This window comes from Bacteroides oleiciplenus YIT 12058, from assembly GCF_000315485.1.
Taxonomy (GTDB): Bacteria; Bacteroidota; Bacteroidia; order Bacteroidales; family Bacteroidaceae; genus Bacteroides; species Bacteroides oleiciplenus.
The window spans coordinates 792,846-815,066 of sequence record NZ_JH992941.1 but is presented as its reverse complement, the minus strand read 5'-3'; the positions used below and the strand labels follow the sequence as shown (position 1 = coordinate 815,066).

The 22,221-nt window shown below is 44.8% G+C and carries 16 protein-coding genes and 1 pseudogene; 6 read left to right on the top strand and 11 right to left on the bottom strand.

Translation table 11 applies throughout. The annotated features are described in order from the left end of the window. Nucleotide 1: 1 nt before the first annotated feature. Nucleotides 2–1,372, top strand: coding sequence for a TIGR00341 family protein (locus HMPREF9447_RS11100; RefSeq protein ID WP_009129825.1), 1,371 nt, complete (start codon nucleotides 2–4; stop codon nucleotides 1,370–1,372). A 142-nt stretch (nucleotides 1,373–1,514) separates the two neighbouring features. On the opposite strand, the gene HMPREF9447_RS11095 is transcribed toward HMPREF9447_RS11100, so the two are convergent. Continuing rightward, nucleotides 1,515–2,993, bottom strand: coding sequence for an IS1182 family transposase (locus tag HMPREF9447_RS11095; RefSeq protein WP_009129824.1), 1,479 nt, complete (start codon nucleotides 2,991–2,993; stop codon nucleotides 1,515–1,517). Between the two features lie 147 nt (nucleotides 2,994–3,140). Here HMPREF9447_RS11095 and HMPREF9447_RS11090 point away from each other — a divergent pair, with 147 nt between their 5' ends. After that, nucleotides 3,141–5,276 carry a S46 family peptidase gene (locus HMPREF9447_RS11090; RefSeq protein WP_009129823.1) on the top strand — a complete coding sequence of 712 codons (2,136 nt, stop codon included), beginning with the start codon at nucleotides 3,141–3,143 and terminating at the stop codon, nucleotides 5,274–5,276. A gap of 48 nt (nucleotides 5,277–5,324) precedes the next feature. Here the strand turns inward: HMPREF9447_RS11090 and ahpF are convergent, their stop codons facing one another. From ahpF to HMPREF9447_RS11075, 3 genes are all read right to left on the bottom strand, one after another. Further along, nucleotides 5,325–6,884 (bottom strand): alkyl hydroperoxide reductase subunit F, encoded by a 1,560-nt coding sequence (gene ahpF, locus HMPREF9447_RS11085; RefSeq protein WP_009129822.1) that lies wholly within the window; start codon nucleotides 6,882–6,884, stop codon nucleotides 5,325–5,327. Nucleotides 6,885–6,980: 96 nt separating this feature from the next. Further along, complete coding sequence (ahpC, locus tag HMPREF9447_RS11080) at nucleotides 6,981–7,547, bottom strand: alkyl hydroperoxide reductase subunit C (RefSeq protein WP_007211096.1); 567 nt, start codon at nucleotides 7,545–7,547, stop codon at nucleotides 6,981–6,983. 119 nt (nucleotides 7,548–7,666) lie between these two features. Then, entirely contained in the window at nucleotides 7,667–8,593 is a 927-nt protein-coding gene (locus HMPREF9447_RS11075; RefSeq protein WP_009129821.1) for a hydrogen peroxide-inducible genes activator, read from the bottom strand. 216 nt (nucleotides 8,594–8,809) lie between these two features. On the opposite strand from HMPREF9447_RS11075, the gene HMPREF9447_RS11070 reads away from it, so the two are divergent. Beyond that, a complete protein-coding gene (locus HMPREF9447_RS11070; RefSeq protein WP_009129820.1) occupies nucleotides 8,810–9,301 on the top strand; it encodes a Dps family protein in 492 nt (163 codons plus the stop codon). 61 nt (nucleotides 9,302–9,362) lie between these two features. Here HMPREF9447_RS11070 and HMPREF9447_RS11065 read toward each other — a convergent pair whose 3' ends face one another. The 5 genes from HMPREF9447_RS11065 to HMPREF9447_RS11045 all read right to left on the bottom strand — a co-directional run bounded on the left by HMPREF9447_RS11065 (nucleotide 9,363) and on the right by HMPREF9447_RS11045 (nucleotide 15,125). Next, entirely contained in the window at nucleotides 9,363–10,229 is an 867-nt protein-coding gene (locus HMPREF9447_RS11065; RefSeq protein ID WP_009129819.1) for a DMT family transporter, read from the bottom strand. A gap of 79 nt (nucleotides 10,230–10,308) precedes the next feature. Beyond that, nucleotides 10,309–12,312 (bottom strand): DEAD/DEAH box helicase, encoded by a 2,004-nt coding sequence (locus tag HMPREF9447_RS11060; protein ID WP_009129818.1) that lies wholly within the window; start codon nucleotides 12,310–12,312, stop codon nucleotides 10,309–10,311. A 117-nt stretch (nucleotides 12,313–12,429) separates the two neighbouring features. After that, nucleotides 12,430–13,500, bottom strand: a complete 1,071-nt coding sequence (locus HMPREF9447_RS11055) for a tyrosine-protein phosphatase (protein ID WP_009129817.1) — start codon at nucleotides 13,498–13,500, stop codon at nucleotides 12,430–12,432. A gap of 102 nt (nucleotides 13,501–13,602) precedes the next feature. After that, a complete protein-coding gene (locus tag HMPREF9447_RS11050) occupies nucleotides 13,603–14,532 on the bottom strand; it encodes a carbohydrate kinase family protein (RefSeq protein WP_009129816.1) in 930 nt (309 codons plus the stop codon). Next, nucleotides 14,520–15,125, bottom strand: coding sequence for a KpsF/GutQ family sugar-phosphate isomerase (locus HMPREF9447_RS11045; RefSeq protein WP_009129815.1), 606 nt, complete (start codon nucleotides 15,123–15,125; stop codon nucleotides 14,520–14,522). The genes HMPREF9447_RS11050 and HMPREF9447_RS11045 overlap by 13 nt, the downstream gene beginning before the upstream one ends. Before the next feature lie 190 nt (nucleotides 15,126–15,315). On the opposite strand from HMPREF9447_RS11045, the gene HMPREF9447_RS11040 reads away from it, so the two are divergent. Next, the gene (locus HMPREF9447_RS11040) at nucleotides 15,316–16,563 is read left to right on the top strand and encodes a M16 family metallopeptidase (RefSeq protein WP_009129814.1); all 1,248 of its coding nucleotides are present in this window, start codon (nucleotides 15,316–15,318) and stop codon (nucleotides 16,561–16,563) included. A gap of 5 nt (nucleotides 16,564–16,568) precedes the next feature. Here HMPREF9447_RS11040 and HMPREF9447_RS11035 read toward each other — a convergent pair whose 3' ends face one another. Further along, nucleotides 16,569–17,474 carry an alkaline phosphatase gene (locus HMPREF9447_RS11035; RefSeq protein WP_009129813.1) on the bottom strand — a complete coding sequence of 302 codons (906 nt, stop codon included), beginning with the start codon at nucleotides 17,472–17,474 and terminating at the stop codon, nucleotides 16,569–16,571. Nucleotides 17,475–17,689: 215 nt separating this feature from the next. Here HMPREF9447_RS11035 and HMPREF9447_RS11030 point away from each other — a divergent pair. After that, nucleotides 17,690–18,823 (top strand): annotated as a pseudogene (locus HMPREF9447_RS11030) (AAA family ATPase); the annotation flags it as partial. Here the strand turns inward: HMPREF9447_RS11030 and HMPREF9447_RS27795 are convergent. After that, nucleotides 18,704–19,513, bottom strand: coding sequence for a DUF6266 family protein (locus HMPREF9447_RS27795; protein ID WP_009129811.1), 810 nt, complete (start codon nucleotides 19,511–19,513; stop codon nucleotides 18,704–18,706). The pseudogene HMPREF9447_RS11030 and the gene HMPREF9447_RS27795 sit on opposite strands and share 120 nt — an antisense overlap. Before the next feature lie 445 nt (nucleotides 19,514–19,958). Between HMPREF9447_RS27795 and HMPREF9447_RS11025 the strand changes: the two genes are divergently transcribed. Further along, nucleotides 19,959–22,172, top strand: coding sequence for an alpha-L-arabinofuranosidase C-terminal domain-containing protein (locus tag HMPREF9447_RS11025; protein WP_009129810.1), 2,214 nt, complete (start codon nucleotides 19,959–19,961; stop codon nucleotides 22,170–22,172). Nucleotides 22,173–22,221: the final 49 nt, after the last annotated feature.

Genomic DNA, 22,221 nt, shown 5'->3' with positions numbered 1-22,221 from the left:
TATGGAAACACCTGAACAAAACCGTAATGCTTTTGCCATCAAGAAATTCTTGAATGAATATCTTGATTTACGAAAAGACAAAGACAATGAATTGGAAACTGTAGACTCCATCCGCAAAGGAGTGGAGTTCAAGGGAGCGAATCTGTGGATTCTGATATTTGCCATCTTCATGGCGTCATTAGGCTTGAATGTTAATTCTACTGCCGTGATCATTGGTGCCATGTTGATTTCTCCGCTGATGGGTCCTATCATGGGTGTGGGGCTTTCCGTTGGTTTGAACGATTTTGAGTTGATGAAGCGCTCATTGAAGAGCTTCTTGATAACGACACTGTTCAGTGTGACGACGGCTACCATTTTCTTCCTGGTGAGTCCGGTTGCCGAGGGGCAGTCGGAGTTGCTGGCGCGTACCTCACCTACGATTTATGACGTATTCATCGCACTTATGGGTGGTCTTGCCGGTGTGGTGGCCCTTTCTACCAAAGAAAAAGGGAATGTGATTCCCGGCGTTGCCATTGCCACGGCACTAATGCCGCCACTCTGTACGGCAGGTTACGGGCTGGCAACGGGAAATCTTGTTTATTTCCTTGGTGCTTTCTATCTTTATTTCATTAATTCGGTGTTCATCAGCCTTGCCACCTTTATCGGCGTGCGTGTGATGCACTTCCAGCGCAAGGAGTTTGTGGATAAGAAACGGGAGAAGAAAGTGCGCCAATACATCATACTCATTGCTGTACTGACGATGTGTCCGGCTGTTTATCTTACAGTAGGCATCATCCAGAGTACTTTCTATGAGAGTTCTGCCAACCGGTTTGTTTCGGAGCAGCTTTCTTTTGAGAATACGCAGGTGCTGGATAAGAAAATCCATTATCATGGCACTAAGGACAATGAGATACGTGTGGTTTTGATTGGTCAGGAAGTTCCCGAGGCGTCTATCGCTATTGCCCGGGGAAAGATGAAAGATTATAAGTTGGGTGAAACGAAGTTGACCGTTCTTCAAGGCATGAATAATGAGGCTGTGGATATTTCTTCTATCCGGGCTATGGTGATGGAAGATTTCTATAAGAACAGCGAAGAAAGGCTGGTGGAACAGACAAAGAAGATTTCCGTGCTGGAGCAGAGCCTTGCGAAATATAAATCTTTTGATGAACTGGGAAAGACAATCATTCCGGAGCTGAAAGTGCTGTATCCATCGGTAAAAACGGTTTCTATATCCCATGCAATAGAAATGACGGTTGACTCGATACGAACGGATACCATTACGCTTGCCGTACTGAAATTCGGTAAGCATCCCAATGCGCAGGAAAAAGAGAAGATTGCCGAATGGCTGAAGGCACGGACAGGGGCGAAACAGTTGAGGCTGATTGCAGAATAATACTATTCTAACTCTCCTCCTCCTGGGAGGTTGTGTAAAAAGTAAGAATCAAGTGTTCTTTGACATTTTGTATTAAAAAGGAAATGCTCTTTATCTCTTTATTTTGGAATTTCTATTGTTGTCCTTTGGCAAATGACCGCTATTAGGTATACTTAATACCCCAATAGTGGACTTGTTGCAATAGTACCTGTATGCTTTGAATGTTAGTCACCCTTCTTAGGTTATAGCATGTTGCGTACAAATCTATTTCAGCCTGTACCTTTTCCTTTCCTCTGAGTAGGAGTGGTATTTGCCCCATCCAGTATTTAAGAGTTCCGAAGGGATGTTCTACCAATGTTTTTCGTAAATGTATAAGCGCTTTGTATTTCATCCCCTTACACTTCTTCATATACTGTCTTATGGGTTCGGCATCTGCCCTTCGGTAGATAATCCGACCTTTTTTCGATGTGGTGCAGAACTTTATCAGGGGACAACCCTTGCAGTCTCTTCCCTGATATTTTCTATAAAGCTTTCCATGTTTACGAACTTGCCTGTCTTTAATAGGTAATATCTTTTCTTGGGAGCATATATAATAGTCATTGTCTGCATCATAGGTAAAAAAGATTCCGTGCTCCCGATCTTCTTTAGGAGAATGGTCTCCTTCATTGAAAGGAACGGCAATCACTTTGCCTTCTTCTTCAAGGGCCAGGATCTGTTCTTCATTGGCATAACCGGTGTCGGCAACGGCTTGGGTTACTTCTACCTGAAGGTCTTCCTGCATGGCATGAATCGAAGATTGAAGGTCTTCAAAGTCATTTGGGTGGTCGGTAACCTGCATGGCACCTATCAGATGATGTTGGGAATCTACCACTGATTGGACATTGTAAGCCGGAAGAAAACCGTTGCGGGTCTTCATCAGGCGAGCTTCGCGGTCAGAGGGAAAGCTTCTTTTGGAACCTTCATCCAGCATACGCTGTTTTTCCGCCTGAAGTTCTTCAACCTGTTGGCTCAAATGGGCTATCTTCTCCAGTAGGGAGCTCTCCACACCGAGCTCGTCCGAGAGTTCGGATAATTGTTCCTGGGCTGTTTCCACCAGATCATTTTCATTAAGCTGGTGCAGATACTTCTCTAAACGGGTATCCAACAAGGCTAACTGTCGATTAATACCATCTAAAGTAAGACCGTCACGATTGGTATTGGCTTTGATTTTACTGCCATCAACAGCTACCAATTTGCCTGAAATATAACCGGAACTGACCAGAAAGCGGCGGAAATCAAGGCAACATTCATGAATGCCCGAAGTTTGTTTGGAACGGAAATCGGCAATAGTCTTATGATCGGGATGGAGATTACCCAGAAGCCAGATCAACTCCATATTACGCAGAGTCTCGCGCTCCAGTTTACGGGAAGAACTGATACTGTTTAAATAGCCGTAGACATACAGCTTGAGTAAAGTACCAAAGCTATAAGCCGAACGGCCTGTAGGACTGTTACCTTTATAAGATGAAAAATCAGGGTGCAATTTGATAAACTGATCGACAAAAACATCAATCAGACGAACAGGGTTCTCACAAGAGATATAAGAATCTAAAGACTCGGGAAGAGTCAGTTGATTGCGATCAAAAGGTTGAATATAGCCCATAAAATTAATCCTATTGTTATCAAAGCAAAGATATAAAATCCTTTTTATACAATATGTCAAAGAACACTTGATTCTTACTTTTTACACAACCTCCCTGGAGGAGGGGAATGAAGATACTTTGAGTAATAACTTAATATTAACTATAGAATGAAGCTAAAGTATATCCTAATAACCGTTTGCTGCTTCTTCACCTTGACCGGACAGGCTGATGAAGGTATGTGGATGCTGGGAAACCTGAATAAGCAGACCCGTAAAACCATGAAAGAGCTTGGCTTGCAGATGTCCGCTGATAAACTATACAGTCCTAAACGCCCGTCGTTGAAAGATGCGGTAGTCAGTTTTGGGGGCTTTTGTTCAGGCGTAGTCGTATCTGAGGATGGCCTGGTGTTTACTAATCACCATTGCGGTTTCAGCAGTGTGCAGCAACATTCATCGGTGGAGCATGATTACCTGAAAGATGGTTTTGTGGCACGTAGTCGTGAGGAAGAACTTCCTAATCCGGAGCTTTACGTCCGTTTTCTGTTACGTACAGAAGATGTGACGAAGCGTGTGCTGGGTGCAGTCAAGCCTTCAATGAACGAGATGGAACGCTCCAGTGCAGTAGATTCCATGATGCTGGTGATAGGTGGGGAGGTATCTCACAAAGACTCTACTTTAATCGGTATTGTGGATGCTTATTATGGTGGCAATGAGTTCTGGCTTTCTGTTTATCGCGATTTCAACGATGTCCGGTTGGTGTTTGCACCGCCTTCTTCTATTGGTAAGTTCGGTTGGGATACGGACAACTGGGTATGGCCACGGCATACAGGAGATTTCTGTGTCTTCCGTATCTATGCAGATCGTAATAACCATCCTGCCGAGTATTCTCCTGAGAATGTTCCCTATCATCCTGAATATGTAGCACCGATTTCGCTGGATGGCTATCGGGAAGGTTCCTTCTGCATGACGCTGGGTTATCCCGGCAGTACAGAGCGTTATCTTTCTTCGTTCGGTATAGAAGAAATGATGAATAATTCCAATCAGGCACAGATAGATGTTCGTGGTGTGAAGCAGGCCATCTGGAAGCGTGAGATGGACCGCAATGACAGTATACGCATCAAGTATGCCTCTAAGTATGATGAAAGCTCCAACTATTGGAAGAACAGTATCGGAACAAACCGAGCTATCCGTAAACTGGGGATATTGGAGAAGAAACGTGCAATGGAACAGGAACTTCGTCGATGGATACAGCAAAATCCGGAAGAGAGGGAGAAACTACTGCAACTGTTCACAGACCTGGAACTGAATTACAAGAACCGCCGTGAGGTGAACCGTGCACAGGCTTATTTCATAGAATCTTTCCTGTATGCCCCGGAGCTGGTGCAACTTGCCCTGAAAATTCTGAATTTCGACTTTGAGGGAGAAGAGAAGACCGTTGTAGCCGGTTTAAAGGATATTGTAGAGCAATACTCCAATCTGGATTTGGACATTGATAAAGAAGTGTTTACAGCAGCGTTGAAGGAGTATCGCTCAAAGGTGGATACCACTTTCCTGCCCGCAATCTATCATACCATTGCGCAGGAATACAATGGGGATGAAAAAGCTTATGTGGACAGCCTTTATGCTCATTCCGAACTGACTACTCCTCGTGGCTTGAAGCGTTTCCTCGAGCGGGACACTACTTATCAGATATTTGATGATCCGGCTATTTCCCTGGGTATAGATATGCTGACAATGCTGTTTGATATGAATATGCAGATGCAGGCACCCACTTCGGAGATTATCCGGGGAGAACGTTTGCTGAATGGGGCTATCCGACGGATGTATGCTTCGCGTAATTTCTATCCGGACGCTAATTCCACCATGCGATTGAGCTTTGGTACTGTGGCAGGATATACGCCTTTTGATGGTGCGGAATATGCTTACTACACCACTTCAAAAGGAGTCTTGGAGAAAGTGAAGGCAAATGTGGGAGATGTGGATTTTGCGGTTCAGCCGGAAATCCTTTCACTGCTTTCTTCGGGAGATTTCGGAAGATATGCCGATGAAAAGGGGGAAATGAAAGTGTGCTTTATCTCAAATAATGATATTACGGGCGGAAACTCTGGTAGTGCTATGTTCAATGCGAAAGGTGAGTTGCTGGGCTTAGCGTTTGATGGAAACTGGGAGGCGATGAGCAGTGATATTCTATATGAACCGAAAATGCAGCGCTGTATCGGGGTGGATGTACGGTATATTCTGTTTATTATAGAGAAATATGGTAAGGCAAGTCATTTGGTGCAGGAACTGAAGATTAGTGATTAGTGGTTAGTGGTTAGTGATTAGCGGTTACTAATCACTAACCACTAATCACTAAATCACCCCTCTTATCCTGTCGTCAAAAGCCGAAAGCGCAGCCTTCGCCCCTTCGCCCATTGCAATGACAATCTGTTTATAAGGTACAGTCGACACATCTCCCGCGGCATATACCCCTGGAATATTAGTTCGGCAATGTGCATCAATCTTGATTTCTCCCTGCGGTGTAACATCCAGTTCTTCCCGGAAAGGAATACTGTTCGCCGCTAGTCCTATCTGCACAAATATGCCATCCAACGTGAAATCCCGTTCTTCATTAGTCATTCGGTCCTTAACGCAGATGCCTATTACCTTATCTCCATTTCCCAAGACTTTCGTAGTCTGTGAAGACGTAAAGATTTCAACATTCGGCAGACTCTGAGCTTTCTCTTGCAGCACTTGATCTGCTTTCAGATTATCTGCAAACTCAAATACAGTCACCTTCCGGCAAATACCTGCCAGGTCGATGGCTGCTTCTATACCGGAGTTTCCGCCTCCGATTACGGCTATATCCTTTCCCTGATAGAACGGTCCATCGCAATGCGGACAGAAGGCAACGCCTCTTCCGATATACTCCGTTTCACCTTCTACATTCAGTTTCCGCCAACTGGCACCTGTTGCAATAATCACACTGGAGGAGGTGAAAACCTCACCGCCAACTACCGAAACAGCTTTTTCTTTACCTTGAAGCTCCGCTTTTTCTATCTTCCGGTCTTCAAATAAATCGATAGGATAATGATTGATATGGCTTCTTAAATTATCCGCCAGTTGTGTCCCCGTTGTCTGCGGCACAGAAATCAGATTCTCGATACCTACGGTTTCCTTCACCTGACCACCAATCTTTTCGGCAACAATAGCTACTCTCAACCCCTTGCGAGCTGAATAAATAGATGCTGAGGCTCCTGCCGGTCCACCGCCCAATACAAGGACATCATACGCTCTTGATACAGGTTCTGCATCTGCTAATGGCTCGGAGCCGAACATATCTTCTAATTTCTGCAAAAGTTCCCCCAGCGTGCCACGCCCGACGTGGAGCAACTTACCATTGGCGTAAACAGACGGTACACCCTGTATTTTCAGTGCATCCACTTCTTCCTGGAAGAGGGCTCCGTCTATCATTTCATGTGTAATCTGCCTGTTTAGCAGGGTGATGACATTCAGTGCCTGTACCACATCAGGACAGTTAGTGCACGTCAGCGATACGTACGTTTGTAGGGAAACAGGGCCTTTCAACGCCTGTATGCGTCGTTGTATAGCTTCATCAGGGATGTTTTTGCCTTTACCGTCTGCGTTGAGTACTGCCAAAAGCAAGGAAGTGAATTCATGTCCGTTTGGTATCCCACGGAACTTCACACCGGTTGCTTTTCCATCTTTCAACAGGGAGAACTCCAGTTTCGGCTGTTCAGTTTCCGTTATTTCGCAGGATAGCTTACCGGAACACTCTGCCATATCCTTTAGTAAATCTATCAGTTCCTGTGCACTATCGTGCCGGGGGTGGCAGACAATATGAAAGGTGTACGTCGCTTCCAGATTCTGGAAGATACCGCGTATTTGTTCTTTTAATGCTAAGTCTAACATAATCTATTACTGTTTTTGAGAATAAAAGGAGCCCCCTCCAAAGTGTGTGCAAGATACAGGATAGAGGGGGCTCGCCAATAAAAAAGGGAGATGAACTTAAATTTTACCAACCAAATCAATACTTGGTTTCAGCGTTTCGCCGCCTTTCTTCCATTTTGCGGGACATACTTCGCCGTCGTGCGTAGCTACGAATTGCGCAGCTTCCACCTTGCGGAGGAGCTCGTCGGCGTTGCGTCCGATGTTGTTGTCTTGAATTTCAGCTATTTTGATTTTGCCTTCAGGATTTACGACGAACGTACCGCGGTAAGCCATACCTTCCTCCTCAATCATCACGCCGAATGCACGGGTCAGGACTCCTGTCGGGTCTGCCAACATAGGATACTTAATCTTACGAATGCTTTCGGATGCATCGTGCCATGCTTTGTGCACGAAGTGAGAGTCCGTACTTACTGAATATACTTCTACGCCCATTGCCTGGAACTGCTCGTATTTTTCGGCGATGTCCACCAATTCGGTAGGGCATACGAAAGTAAAGTCTGCCGGATAGAAGAAGAAAATAGCCCACTTGCCTTTTACGTCTTCGTTAGTTACTGTTTTGAAACTTCCGTTTTGGAATGCCTGAACTTTGAATTCAGGAAGCTGAGAATTGATAATTGGTTCCATAATCTTTTTTGTTTTAAAAGGTTTAGTACTTTGTTTTTTCGATGATGCAAAAATATAGCATCTTTTGCCGATAGAACAAAAAAAACGATTGAAAAGATTTATGGACCGATAGAAGAAATCTATACCACTACCTGGGTTGCCCGCAGGGATAGCATCTCACGCGGCACGGACGCTTGAATTTCTTTTGTGAGAACTTCCAGCAAAGTAGTACGGATGAAGTGCTCGCAGGTAATGAGAATGATTTGCCGGGTGGGAGTGGGGATGGCAAACGGGCGCACCAGTTCCTTTTGGGTATCGTTGAGTTGGTCGATGGCAAGTTCAGGAATGAACGTCACGCCTTTCCCGCTTTCCACCATGCGCATGAAAGTTTCCATGCTGCCCAGGCGGTAGGCTATCTGGCTGGCTTGTGCTGCTTTCATGTGGCAGAAGCGGACTAACTGGTCGCGGAAGCAATGCCCTTCGTCCAGCATCCAGAGTTGCTCGTCGTTGAGGTCGGAGGTGCGGATTATCTTATTGTTAAACAGGTCGCTTTCGCGCGCAATATATGCATAGAATTGTTCATAGAACAGGGGCGTTTGCCGAAACTCATCTTTCTCCGGCAGGGTAGCGATGATGCCGGCATCTATATCTCCTTTTATCAGAGCTTGTTTGATGTCTTTGGTCTTCATCTCTGTTACACGGATGTCCAGTTTGGGATATTTCTTCATTAGTTGTGGGAAGAAGCGGGGCAACAGGTAAGGGGCGATGGTGGGCAATATACCCAGCTTGAAGACGCCCGACAGAGAATGCTTTTCTTCTTCTATAATATCCTTTATGCGATTGGCTTGCGACAGCACCACCTGAGCTTGCTCCAGTATGAATCGTCCGACGGGAGTGGGACAGATGGGTTGTTGGCTACGGTCGAATATTTTGGTTTCCAACTCATCTTCCAGTTTCTGTATCATGGCGCTGAGGGTAGGTTGAGTTACCCGGCAATGCTCTGCTGCCTTGGCAAAATGACGGAACTGATCGACGGCTAGGATGTATTCCAATTGTTGTAAAGTCATGATAAATAAAGGATTTGAACGGGTAATATAGATTCTGTCTATGCAAAGATAGAAATTATCTGTTTGACAAGCATTGATTTGCCCCTTATCTTTGTACAAAAAACGAAGAAAGGCTGCATCTCAGCATAATCAAGCAAGCTTGCTTCTGCTTTCGATTTGCACTTTCTTTGCAACAGAAAAAACAAAAACAGTATAAACTTTTAAAACAGTAAAATTATGAAGACTTTAGATTATATCAAATTAAACGAATCGGGAGTAGCTAACGTAGTATCTGCATTACATCAACTTTTGGCAGACTTCCAGGTACATTACACAAACCTGCGCGGTTTCCATTGGAACATCAAGGGGCACGGTTTCTTTATATTGCATGAGAAGTTTGAAAGCATGTATGATGATGCAGCCGAGAAGATAGACGAAATTGCAGAACGTATCCTGATGTTGGGCGGTGTGCCTGAAAACAAATTCAGCGAATACCTGAAAGTTGCAAAAATCAAGGAAGTATCTGATATCTCATGTGGCAGTGATGCTGTTAGCCATATCCTCGAAACATACGGATACCTTATCGGTGAAGAAAGAAAAATCATTGGACTGGCCAATGAAGCCGGTGATGACGTTACTGCCGACCTGATGACAGGTTATCTGAAAGAACAAGAAAAGATGGTTTGGATGTTGACCGCTTTTAGCACAAGATCTTGCACAGACAAATAATTTTATAGGTTTAGGTGATAAATGATGGAAAAGGTGATAGGGTGGTGGAGACACTACTTTGTCATCTTTTTAATATAATCACCGTCACTGCCGAGATAATCAGCGCAATGCCCAAAGCGATACTTTGAGTGAAAGGCTCTCCGAAGATAAGAATACCCACGCAAACGGCAGTAACAGGCTCCATAGCTCCCAACACAGAAGTGAGCGTGGAGCCTATGTTTTTGATGGCACGCACCAGTGCCAGATTGGAAATGACGGTAGGTACTAATGCAAGCATCACAAGGTTGCCCAAAGTAATCCGGTCCGGGATAGCCTGTATGCCGATACCTGCCACTTCTATCCCGATGAAAAGGAGGGTCCCACCAAACAAGAAGACGTAGAATGTCATTTTTAGTCCCTTCATTTCAAGGGATTTCAATTGACTGACGGTGACCAGATAGAGTGCATAACCCAAGGCAGAAAGCAGGACGATAAAGATGCCCGTTAAAGTGACGGTTCCGGTGGTGTCTCCGTGTGAAAGAAAGAAAACGCCGCTCACGGCCAATGCGATTGCTGCTATGCGCCAGACTGACTTCTTCTCGCGAAAGAAAACCATCATGATGAGTGTTGTCAGCACCGGATACATAAAATGAAGGGTAGTGGCTACCCCGCTTGCCATGAACTTATATCCCCAGAAGAGGAAAACTGCAGAACTATCGTACAGCAGTGCCAGTAGCAGAAGCGGAAGTATTTCCGTTCGGCGGATACGGAAAGATTGTTTATCGAGCAACAGGATACCTGCCAGTGCCAACATGGCAAATAGAAAACGGTAGAGCAGAATGGACCAGAACTGCATCCCCTGGTGTATGGCGGGGATGGTGAACAACGGAATAAGTCCGAAGCTCGCCGAAGAGAGAAGGCCGTATAAGAAACCGTTTACTTTATTCACGTTAATAAGTAATTAATGGTTAGTGATGAGTGATTAGTACAACTGCTAATCACTCATCACTAACCACTCATCACTTTAATCATTTCTTCTTCGGAGCCCGTCTTGCCCAGCCTTCTTCACTGAAGTCGGGTTCTTTATCACGGAACTCCTTGTTGTCTCCTTGAAAGAATTGTCTCCAATCATCCTTTTTTCCACGGGCATCGGTGTAACCACGCTCTTCGCGGCTTGGCTTGCTTTTCTTCTTGTCGGCAGGAGTGCTACTCTTTCTGTCAGCCGGAGCACCCTTCCTGTCAGCCGGAGCATTTTCCGATTTGCTTCTGCTCTTTCTGGGGGTATCGCTGCGTTTGTCGTCTTTGAAGCTGCGCTTCTTACCATCAAACTCTTTTCTGCCGTAAGCGCTGCCCTCGCCGCTACTGCGTCTGCCTTTGGGTGCTTCCTTGCCCTCTTCGCCTGCAACCTCTACAGATACTTTGCGGCCGTTCCAGTTGGCGCGGTTCAAAGATTTCACTACGTTGGCGGCCTCTTTTTCGTCTACTTCGAAGAAAGAGAATTTGGGCATGAGGTCAATACGTCCCAACTCTACCCGTCCGCGGGTATTGCTGTTCAGCAGACTTATCAACTCGTTGGGGAAGAAGTTGTCCATCTTGCCCAAGTTAATGAATAAGCGGGTATATCCCGGTTCTGCCTTGCGCGAACCTGTGCTACGTTCGCCACTACGTTCTCCGTTTCTGGAAGTACGTTCACCACGGCTGTCGGTAGGCATTTCTATATCTCCACGGTTGCGATAGTATTCTGAGAAGCGGTTGAACTCATGGGAAACCATACGCTTGATAAGGTCTTCTTTGCTCAGCCAGTCCAGTTTACGGTAAATCTCGGGCATGAAGTCGGCCATATCTTCTTCGTTTACTTTCACCTTCTCCAGGTCGTCAATTACCTTCAGAAGTTGTTTCTCGCAAATTTGTTTGCCGGTAGGCATTTCTCCTACAATGAACTTCTTGCTGATGATACGTTCTATTTCGCGCATCTTACCCTTTTCGCGCAGGTTGATGATGGCGATGGAAGTACCCGTTTTTCCGGCACGTCCCGTACGTCCGCTGCGGTGGGTGTAGCTTTCGGTATCATCGGGCAAACCGTAGTTGATGACGTGCGTCAGGTCGTCTACGTCCAGCCCGCGTGCAGCAACGTCTGTTGCAACCAGGATTTGCAGGTTGCGGATGCGGAACTTCTGCATCACGGTGTCACGTTGTGCCTGACTCAGTTCACCGTGCAGTGAATCGGCGTTATAGCCTTCCTGCATCAGTTTGTCGGCAATCTCCTGCGTCTCTTTACGGGTACGGCAGAAGATGATACCGTATATTTGAGGATAATAGTCTACGATGCGTTTCAGGGCAGCATATTTGTCTTTGGCGTGAACAGTATAAACCACATGTTTCACGTTGCTTGTACTTTCATTCTTCCGTCCGATGGTGATTTCTTTGGCATCACGCAGGTACTTCTTTGAAATGCGTGCTATCTCCGGGCTCATGGTGGCGGAGAATAATAGCGTGTTACGTTCCTGCGGCACATCGGCCAGAATGGCGTTGATGCTGTCTGTGAAACCCATGTTCAGCATTTCGTCAGCCTCGTCCATCACTACGTTCTGGATGTTGGTGAGCGATACCGTCTTGCGCTCCATCAGGTCGAGCAATCGTCCCGGGGTGGCAACAATGATATGCACACCCTGTTTCAGTGCGCGTATCTGGCTGTCGATGGATGAGCCACCATATACGGGCAACACCCGCAAGCCGGTGACGTATTTGGAATAGTCATTTAAATCACCTGCAATCTGCAAGCAAAGTTCACGTGTAGGACAAAGTATAAGGGATTGTGGAATCCGGTTCTTTACATTAATTTTCTGGATAAGTGGCAAGCCGAATGCGGCGGTTTTTCCGGTTCCAGTTTGTGCAAGTGCTACAATATCATTATTTTCTCCTAAAAGGTAAGGAATCACTTCCTCTTGTACCGGCATGGGACACTCATATCCCATTTCTTCAATGGCGCGGCGTATCTCCGGCGACAGACCGAGCTCTTCAAAATTCTTCATTAAATCTTTGTATATCTTTATATTTAGGGCGCAAAGATAAGAGTTTTTTAGTGATAAACGATTAGTTATTAGTGATAAATTGAAGAATAGGCATAAAATATTCCTGTTCTTCACCGATCATTGCTCATCATTCACTAATAAAATCTTTTGCAGCTTTTTGATTTCCTCTTTGCTGAGGCCAATGGCCCTTTGCAGATAAGTATCCACATCGCCGTATCTGCGCTCTATTTCCTCTTTGGCAGCGTTCAGAAAGTCTTCTCGGGCTGAGTAGATGGTGGTGATAGCCTCTTGCGAGCGTGCAGGCAGGTTGTAGGCATAGCTGGAGGCGCTGGGAATGTTGAAGTAGTCGTTGCTGAGGCGGTAATCTTCCATAATGATATCGCTGTTTACACGCAAAGAGGCGAGTATCAGTGCCGAAGCAATACCTGTGCGTCCCTTACCGGATGAACAATGAATAACGATAGGATAATTGGCGCTGTCCAGCAGGATATTAAATATCTGGCGATACTCTTTATGGTAATTCATCACTAATTCGCGGTTCATCCGCTCCACCATGCGGTAGACGGTATCACTCTTTATCTTTTGCTGCTGAATACCTTTCAGTATATCTTCCATATCTCCTGTTTTTATGGGGATATGTACCACGTTAAATCCCGGTTGCAGCGCAGTGTGCCCTTTCAACTCCGATTCTGACCGGAGGTCGACGATTGTCTTTATACCTATATTTTTCAGCTCCCTGCGCGAGTAGCATTCCAGGCTGTCTATCTGTGCCGAACGGTAGAGCATGCCCCAGCGCACCCGTTTCTTGGTGGGATAGGATGGATAGCCGCCCAGGTCGCGGAAGTTCTGTATTCCGAGGATATTGACATTGCGGGTTGCAATCTTCACGCGATATTTATCATTGAATACGAGGGTGTAGTAATAACGTTTGGCAGGGTCTGTGGTGACAATTGTCATTCGCTGGTCGGCAATGTTTGCCATAGCCACAGGCGAGTCTTCGGGAATATTATTCGGGTCGGTCGAAGCATATACCTTCACATTTCCCTTGATAAGAGGAGAGATTTCCCATTTGACGATACTGTTTCCGACATTATTTTCTTCGCAAACAACGGAAATATGAGGAGTAGTACCACTACAAGCCGGTAGCAGCAACACACATGTTAGCAAATTCAACAGATTTCTATACATAGTTTGATTGTCTGAGCATATACTGCAAAGATATGTATTCTGATGACTTTTGTTGCTCTATAGTGCAGAGTTTCACAGAGTTTTTTCTCCTTTAACGGGGATTTAGTTAATGGGAGGCAACTGCCGGGCAAATTCTGCCGATATAGAGTTGTTGAAACTCCGGCATACATCTGCTGCAAACTCGGTGCCACAATGGATGATCTTGTCCCAGGTTGCCTCGCTCACTCGTCCCAGGTCGCGATGCCGCACGTCATACTTCAACAAGCCGTAGATGATGCCAGCATTGAAGTTGTCGCCTGCGCCAATAGTGCTGACAGCTTCCAGCGGGGGAATGGAGTAGTTCTTGGTAACTCCATTCGTACGCAGAGAGATTTCTTCCGCTCCGGCGGTGCAAAGGAAATTGGGGCAATAGAAGTGGATTTTATCTTTATATATCTTGTCCACCTCCCGTTGATTATACATATAGAAGAAATCTTCGATAGAGCCTCGTACAATATCGGCATATTCCAGATTCTCAATAATGGTAGAAGCCAGTTTCAGCGCTTCGTCTTTGTGCGAAGACCGGAAGTTGGGGTCGTAGTAAACAATTGCTTTCTTATCGCGGGCCTGTTCCAATAAATCCAGAACCTTATCACGCAACACCGGATTCAGGGCGAAGTACGACCCGAAAACTACAATGTCATCTTCTTCCAGTTTTGGAAATACTACATCCAGCCGTTGCTTGGGGTAGTCTTTATAAAAAATGTATTCCGCATCACCCCGTTCATTCAGATAGGCCAGTGATACGGGTGATTTGCCATCGGGAAACACATTCACATAGTCGGTAGACATTCCGCTATCCCGCATGGATTGCAGGATGGTGTTGCCTACCCGGTCGTTTCCCGTCTCGCTGATAAAGCTGACGGGAACGCCTGCCCGTGCCAGTGACACGATGCCGTTGAATACTGAACCGCCCGGTACGGCAGCTGTGGGCTGCCCGTTGCGGAAAATGATGTCGAGGATAGTTTCTCCTATGCCGATTACTTTTCGCATAATTTTCTTGATTTTTCACCTAGATAACCACCGTGGTGGCGTTTGGAATAATCTCCGATGGTAAATCCTGTTTGTTCCATTACCTGTACCACAAGAATGTCGCCGATAACGGTCATTACGGTGGTAGAAGTGGTAGGAGTCATGCCCAGGGCACAGACTTCCTTTGGTTTTCCAGTGCTGAGACATACATCGGACTCATGTGCCAACGGACTATCCGGATTTCCGGTGATAACAATAAACTTCAGGTCCGGGTTCAAATTATGAGCCAATTGTGTGAGTTCTACGATTTCACGTGTTTTGCCGGAATTGGAAATCAGCAACAGCAGGTCATTCTCCTGCAAGATGCCCAAGTCGCCGTGTTGTGCTTCGCTGGGGTGCAGAAATACGGAAGGGATGCCGGTAGAACAGAACGTTGTGGCAATGTTCATGGCAATTTGCCCTGCTTTTCCCATACCTGAGGTCACCAGTTTACCTTTCCGTCGGTGAATCTGTTCCACGATAAGTTCTACCGCACGCTCGTAAGCGTCTGTCACAGGGATGTTCAGTACGGCTTGTGCCTCTTTCTGCAGAAGCTCTTGAATGGATTCAATCATTATACTATTTTTGTTAGTAGTTAGGTTATAGCCCACAAATATCTGCAATTTTCCATAAATGGCAATAGGTTTTATTGTATTTTTGCTTTGCGAAGATAGGCAGCACCTCATCAATAAAAACAAGTAAGCTTGTTTTGCACTGATTTCAGTTTGCACTATCTTTGCACCCTAATCAGTTTTAAACGTCAGAATGAAGAAGTTAGCACTTTTCCCCTTACCGGAACATAATCAATATACGCTTGCCAATGGTTTGCGCATCATTCACCAGCCATCGCTCTCAGATGTGGCTTATTGTGGTTTTGCTGTCGATGCAGGAACACGTGATGAGCTTGAAAACGAACAAGGCATGGCACACTTCGTGGAGCATCTCATCTTTAAAGGTACGCAAAAGCGGAAAGCCTGGCATATACTCAATCGTATGGAAAATGTGGGTGGTGATTTGAATGCTTATACTAATAAAGAGGAAACAGTGATTTATTCCGCCTTTCTGACCGAACACTTCGGCAGGGCATTCGAGTTACTGACGGATATTGTATTTCACTCTACTTTCCCGCAACGTGAGATTGAAAAGGAAACGGAAGTGATTATTGATGAAATCCAGTCTTATGAAGATACTCCTTCCGAGCTTATTTTCGATGATTTCGAAGATTTGATATTCCGCGGACACCCGTTGGGGCGCAATATCCTGGGTAATCCTGAACTATTGAAAACTTTCCGCAGTGAAGATGCGGCGGCTTTTACTTCGCGTTTTTATCATCCCGGAAATATGGTTTTCTTTGTTTGGGGAAATATGGACTTTAAGCAAATCGTTCGTTGGGCAGAGAAGCTTCTGACTGATGTGCCTGCGGTGACGGTGGATAACCGCCGTACTCCGCCGCCTCTCTATACTCCGGAGCGCCTCATTATACATAAGGATACCCATCAGGCCCACGTCATGATAGGCAGCCGTGGTTACAATGCTTACGATGATAAGCGCACCGCTCTTTATCTGCTGAATAATATTCTTGGCGGTCCGGGTATGAACAGCCGTCTCAATGTTTCCCTGCGTGAGCGCCGCGGCCTTGTTTATAATGTGGAGTCCAATCTGACTTCTTATACTGATACAGGCGTTTTCTGCACTTATTTTGGTTGCGATCCTGAGGATGTGGATACCTGCACCCGTCTGGTGATGAAAGAGTTGAAGCAAATGCGCGATGTCAAAATGACCACCCAACAGCTTGCTGCTGCAAAAAAACAGTTGATAGGGCAGATAGGTGTAGCCTCGGATAACAATGAGAATAATGCCCTTGGCATGGCGAAGACTTTTCTGCACTACAACAAATATGAAAGCTCCGAAGCGGTTTACCAACGTATTGAGCAACTCACTCCGGAGATTTTATGGGAAGTGGCCAATGAAATGTTTGCGGAAGACTACTTGTCGACACTTATCTATCGCTGATTTTCTTATTTGAACACCTGCTTCATCGGGCGACCTATCCACACCTGCGGTTGTTTTAAACCGAAGATATAGGCGATGGTGGAAGCTACGTCGTATTGCATCATGCTTTCGTGAAATTCGCCGCTCTTCTTCACATTTTTACCGGAAATGATGAAAGGGGTTTGCATCTCATTCATGGTTTTACCGCCATGACCTTTCTCGATACCTCCGTGGTCGGCAGTGATGATGAAGATGGTTTCTTTCAGCATGCCGGCGTCTTTAACGGCTTGAATGATGCGGGCTATGTAAGCATCCAGTTCTTTCAGCTTTGCATAATATTCGGGAGTGTCATGTCCCGCCTGATGTCCTACGTGGTCGGGATTGTCGAAGCAGACGGCGAGTAAAACTGGTCTTTTCTCCTTGATGTATGTTTCTGCCATTGTGCACAGGGCTTCGGGGTGTTTGTTGTAATCGGGAGCTTGTGCGTGATGGCTCAAAGCAAGGGTGTCCACAAGATATTTAATGCCATCCCATTCGTACAGGCAGCCGATTTCAGCTTCCGGCTGTGCATCGCGCAATAGCTGGAAGACGGTTGGGAAGATGCCATGTTCGTTGAGTACACGCGAGGGCAGTTCGGGAGTTTTGGAACCCCATTGCGTGTATCCGTGAAGTTCCGGCCCGGCACCCATGAACATGGACGCCCAGTTGATGGCACTGGAAGAGGGGAGGGCCGAACGTTTTTCAAGCGTGTAGGCTCCGTCTGCCATGAATTGCTTAATAGTAGGTATGTCAGCTTTGGGAACGCTATAGGCGCCCCAGCCATCTAACCCGATTAATACGACATGTTTTGCTTTTCCTTTGGCGCTGCAAGGAGTTGCGGCGAGTAGCACTGCTATTATGGTGAGTGCAAATGTAATTGTAAATTTCTTCATGTTTTTCTGCTTTTTATGTTAACTGCAGGCAAAGTTACGGAAGTTATTCCGTTTGTACCTACTGTTTTGATATTGGAAATATGCCTTTATTGTCCATGTATTGCAAAAAAGAAACTATGTAGTAACTTTATCTGCTTAGAAATGTTTCAAGATGAATTATTATGATTATCATAATAATAATTATTATATTTGCAATAATTTAGAATTGAATAATCATGAAGACTGTGCAAACAAATCCTTTTATAATAGGCACCTATGCCGGTAGCCATTACTTTTGTGACCGCGAAAGAGAAACTAACGAACTGATTCGTGATTTGACAAATGGGCGCAATGTGGTATTGATTGCACAACGGCGTATGGGAAAAACAGGATTAATCCTACATACTTTTCATCAGGAGGAAATCAGCAAAAATTATAATATTCTCTTGATCGATATCTTTGCAACGGCTTCTATCCGTGAATTTGTATATGCTTTCGGCAGCGCTATAATCGACCAGTTGAAACCACGTGGCAGGAAGTTTCTGGATCGTTTCCTGCAAACCATAACTTCCTTGCGTCCTGCTGTGAAAATAGATGCTTTAACCGGTGAACCCACGTTAGAAATTGGTTTAGGAAACGTGTCCTCTGTGGATGCCACTCTGGATGAAATCTTTGCGTATCTGAATACTGCCGATAAACCCTGCATTGTTGCGTTTGATGAGTTTCAGCAAATAAGCCATTATACTGAAAAGAATATGGAAGCTTTGCTGCGCACGCAGATACAGCATTGTCCGAACGCCCGTTTCATTTTTGCCGGTAGCGAACCCAGTTTGTTGGTGGATATGTTCAATAGTGAGAACCGTCCCTTTTATCAAAGTACCTTTACTTTGCATCTTGAAAGCATACCTTCGGATAAGTATATCGAATTTGTGCAGATGCATTTTCGTGAGCATGGCAAAGCCATAGATGTCGCTTTAGTGGAAGTGGCTTATCAAAAATTTGAAGGGATTACTCTTTATCTGCAGATGCTGATGAATGAGGTATTCTTGCTGACGGAGAAAGGAGAAACTGCCACACCGTATTATTTCGAAATGGCTTTAACTTCCCTTATCCGAAAACAAAATTTCATTTATCAGTCCATCTTTGCCGACCTGACGGAACGCCAACGTGAGATACTCCGTGCAATAGCTGCTGAAAATATAGCTGTCAATGTGACTTCTGGTGAGTTTGTGCGAAGATATCATTTGAAATCACCCAGTTCTGTACAGTCTGCTCTGAAAGGACTTTCCGGCAAAGGGGTGGTTGGTAAAACTCTGGATGGTTATGTCATCAACGACCGGTTGTTTAAGTTTTGGATAAAACGAAATTCCATCTGAAAGAGTCCATAAGGCGGAATCCTCTGACTGGGGTACATGTGAGGATGTTTGGACGGTTGTTACGGATAGTCGTACGCTATTGGCAACACTGTCTCCGTCGGCACTGCAAAAACTGAGATAGGCTATCAGTTCATCGCCCTGCCAGTCATCCGGAAGGGGCAATTCACCATGACAGTCGGAGCGCAGGGCGGCTTCTGTGTTATAGAGGGCTGTTTCCTTGTCTTTGTTGTACACCAACAGCATGGCTATATCGGTGTCTTCCGCATTTCCCATACCAGAGTTATTCTGCCAGTTGAAACCCATTTTATCCCTCTCTTGTGTAGCTGTACCTTCGAATACAGGCATCAAGGTTCCCATAGATACCAGCACCCGGTTAAAGTCAATCGTGATATCTTTCCCGCTACCCGTCGCGGCTCTCTTCAGCGTGTAGGACATAGCGGCGTTGAACGCAGATTTATCCTGCGTAAACTCTTTATAACCAATGCGAATGAAAGGTTTTATAGTCTTCAGGAAGCTGAATACCGTGGCAAACTTGCTCCGTTGTTCCTGCTGTTTCGGTGTGCGCGGGTTGCTGACTTTGGCGGCACGTGCACGTATATAGTAGTTTGACTTCCAGCGGAAACCGACTATCGGTCCCACTTTTCCGGAGAATCCTCCGAGAATGCCTTGATTGATAATTCCCATACTATCGTGTTTTAAGTTACTTGTTTTTCTGATTGCGCAAATATATGGAAAAAGATTCTTATCAATCCGGTCCACGTGATTTTTGCGTTAATTTGCGTCGTTTTGCGTAGATGATTCTTTTGTCTTTTCCGATGGGTTATGTTTGGTCCGCATTATACCCGGGATGCACTTGCTCCGTACCAAAGCCATGGTTTCTTCGCTCAGAGGTACCTGTGAGTGGAGAAGGTACGGAGCAAGTGCATCTTGGGTAGGTCTCAGGTACGGTTCTTTTGTTTATAAATAAAGGTGATATATCCATATTCAAACTAGTATCTTCAATTATGTATATGTAATATACGCAGAAACACGCAAATTGAGCGAAAATCGTCTTTTTTTGAAAATTTTCTGAACCACAGAGACTGAGATAGGGGTTACCTTTGCGGTGTTTATAAAAATAAATTTTATCATGAAAAAAAAGAAACTAAGACTAAGTATTATCGGATTATTAATGGGAGGGTGCATGTTTGCACAGCAAAGCCCGGTCCAATTGAACGTAGAAGCAAGTAAGCAGATTGCTACTGTACCCAAGCTATTCAATGGTACAAATATTGAAGATCTCAACAATCAAACCAATGGAGGTATATTCAGCCAATTGCTACATGGAGAAGCATTTGAAGAAAACATTGATGTTGATTTCTTAAATCTGAAACGAGAAGATTATTCTAAAATATATGTTGTTCTGGATGAAAGGAAAATCCCCCATTTAATCACTCAATCCGATATTTACCACCGGATTAGTTGGAACAACCTCACCGAAAAATATGATTTTAATTCTAAAGATATTTATAACTCTCCCAGGTTCAGAGAGCCCCACGTAATTTCTGGTTGGAAATTCCCCGGACGTTTCCTAACATTCGATTCTCTACCAGGTGACATACAAAAAACTATGCTCGAAAAGATTAACGGTAATGAGCAAATATCCAAATATTGGAGTAAACTGGTAGTTGGTAATCCCGGCTATGCTTACGAACTAGTACGCAACGGGAAAGCCTATGTAGGTAGACAAAACCAAGCTATTTCATTTACCGAAGGCAGCGGAGAGGTTGGTTTAACCAACCATGGTCTTTACCGCATGGGAATTCGTTTTGACAAAAATAAGCCATATGATGGTGTACTCCGCATAAAAGCCGATAGTCTGGTTTCCGTATATCTATCATTAAGAGATGAACACGGAAAAGTTCTGGCAGAAAAACCTTATTCTCTCAAAGGGGATGGCACCTATGAAAAAGTAGAATTTGAGTTAATACCACAAAACAATACCATTAACGGAAGTTTTGGCATTTCATTAAAAGCTCCGGGCAAAGTAGAGTTAGGATTTGCTTTTCTGCAACCCGGAGAATGGGGAAGAGTGAAAGGTTATCCCATTCGTAAAACATTTGCCGATGCCTTGAAGAAACAAGGAATCAAGGTATTTCGTTACAATGGTTCAATGGTAGATGTTGGTGCCGATACCTACCTATATCGTTGGAAAAAGATGATAGGCCCAATTGATGAGAGGAGAGTAACATTGCGAAGTGGTTTCAACTTGTATGCCACACACAGTTTTGGCTTTATTGAAATGCTACAGGCTGCCGAGGCCATTGGTGCCGTTGCCATTATTGGTATGAGCATGGATGAAAACTATGAAGATATTCGTGATTTTGTAGAATACGTTAATGGTTCAATTGACACAAAATGGGGAGCATTACGTGCCAGCCATGGTCACCCAGAGCCTTATAATCTGAAATATATCCAAGTAGACAATGAACGTCTTATATCCCGCGGATACGTTGAATGCATGAAGAAATTTGCTGAAGCTGCTTGGGAAGTAGACCCGGAAATGACAATAATGGCTTCACTCAATATTCGTCGTGACCGTTACAAAAAGGGCATACCGGCATATAATCTGGCTGCAGAAATGGCCGGATGGTTCATTTCTAAAGGCAAAGGTGATAAACTTGCATGGGATCCCCACTATAGCGGTGCACGCAACTTTGCCGATGAAACCGAATGGTTTGAGGAGGAAATGGGTATTGTACTTCAAAGGGATTTGGCAGAAGATTATCCTGGATTCAAACTAAACCTACACCCAATGGAAGAGAACGGAAGTCGATGCGACTGGGACCGTGGTCTAGCCCATGCCCACAACTGGAATACACTGCAACGCTACGGTGATTGCTTCCGAATGCTGGGTACAGCAAATACTTTCCAACCCCATGGTTTACATTATATGTGGGACCAAGGCCGTATCCATTACACTGCTGATACGATTTGGTTCCAACCTTCAGCACATATTGATGAAATGATGATGAAAACCTGGAAGCCAAATGTTGTACAAACAACAAGTAGCGACAAAGCACTGGATATAACCGCAAAAGTCAACGACCAGAAAACTGAAATGACAATCTACGTAGCAAATATGAGCAATGAACCACGGCAGGCTATTCTGAATATCCGGGATTTTCGTTTCAATCCGAAAGCGGAAGTTTATACTATAGGTGACTGTGAACTTACTGAATACAACACTTATGAAAATATGAATAATGTTGTATTTAAACCCTCAAAAATTAATGTTGCCAGGAAAAATGCAAAATACACTTTTCCTAAGTATTCATATACAGTTATTACCTTAAAAAAATAATAGTCAAGAGTTTTCCACTCCCTCAAATATAGAGTTATATTTGAGGGAG

Excerpts from the sequence above, each read along its gene's own strand:
- HMPREF9447_RS11040 (WP_009129814.1), top strand. The coding sequence starts at position 15,316 with ATGAAGAAGTTAGCACTTTTCCCCTTACCGGAACATAATCAATATACG.
- HMPREF9447_RS11070 (WP_009129820.1), top strand. The coding sequence starts at position 8,810 with ATGAAGACTTTAGATTATATCAAATTAAACGAATCGGGAGTAGCTAAC.
- HMPREF9447_RS11035 (WP_009129813.1), bottom strand. The coding sequence starts at position 17,474 with ATGAAGAAATTTACAATTACATTTGCACTCACCATAATAGCAGTGCTA.
- ahpF (WP_009129822.1), bottom strand. The coding sequence starts at position 6,884 with ATGTTAGACTTAGCATTAAAAGAACAAATACGCGGTATCTTCCAGAAT.
- HMPREF9447_RS11060 (WP_009129818.1), bottom strand. The coding sequence starts at position 12,312 with ATGAAGAATTTTGAAGAGCTCGGTCTGTCGCCGGAGATACGCCGCGCC.
- HMPREF9447_RS11025 (WP_009129810.1), top strand. The coding sequence starts at position 19,959 with ATGAAAAAAAAGAAACTAAGACTAAGTATTATCGGATTATTAATGGGA.
- HMPREF9447_RS11100 (WP_009129825.1), top strand. The coding sequence starts at position 2 with ATGGAAACACCTGAACAAAACCGTAATGCTTTTGCCATCAAGAAATTC.
- ahpC (WP_007211096.1), bottom strand. The coding sequence starts at position 7,547 with ATGGAACCAATTATCAATTCTCAGCTTCCTGAATTCAAAGTTCAGGCA.
- HMPREF9447_RS11055 (WP_009129817.1), bottom strand. The coding sequence starts at position 13,500 with ATGTATAGAAATCTGTTGAATTTGCTAACATGTGTGTTGCTGCTACCG.
- HMPREF9447_RS11075 (WP_009129821.1), bottom strand. The coding sequence starts at position 8,593 with ATGACTTTACAACAATTGGAATACATCCTAGCCGTCGATCAGTTCCGT.
- HMPREF9447_RS11050 (WP_009129816.1), bottom strand. The coding sequence starts at position 14,532 with ATGCGAAAAGTAATCGGCATAGGAGAAACTATCCTCGACATCATTTTC.
- HMPREF9447_RS11045 (WP_009129815.1), bottom strand. The coding sequence starts at position 15,125 with ATGATTGAATCCATTCAAGAGCTTCTGCAGAAAGAGGCACAAGCCGTA.
- HMPREF9447_RS11095 (WP_009129824.1), bottom strand. The coding sequence starts at position 2,993 with ATGGGCTATATTCAACCTTTTGATCGCAATCAACTGACTCTTCCCGAG.
- HMPREF9447_RS11090 (WP_009129823.1), top strand. The coding sequence starts at position 3,141 with ATGAAGCTAAAGTATATCCTAATAACCGTTTGCTGCTTCTTCACCTTG.
- HMPREF9447_RS27795 (WP_009129811.1), bottom strand. The coding sequence starts at position 19,513 with ATGGGAATTATCAATCAAGGCATTCTCGGAGGATTCTCCGGAAAAGTG.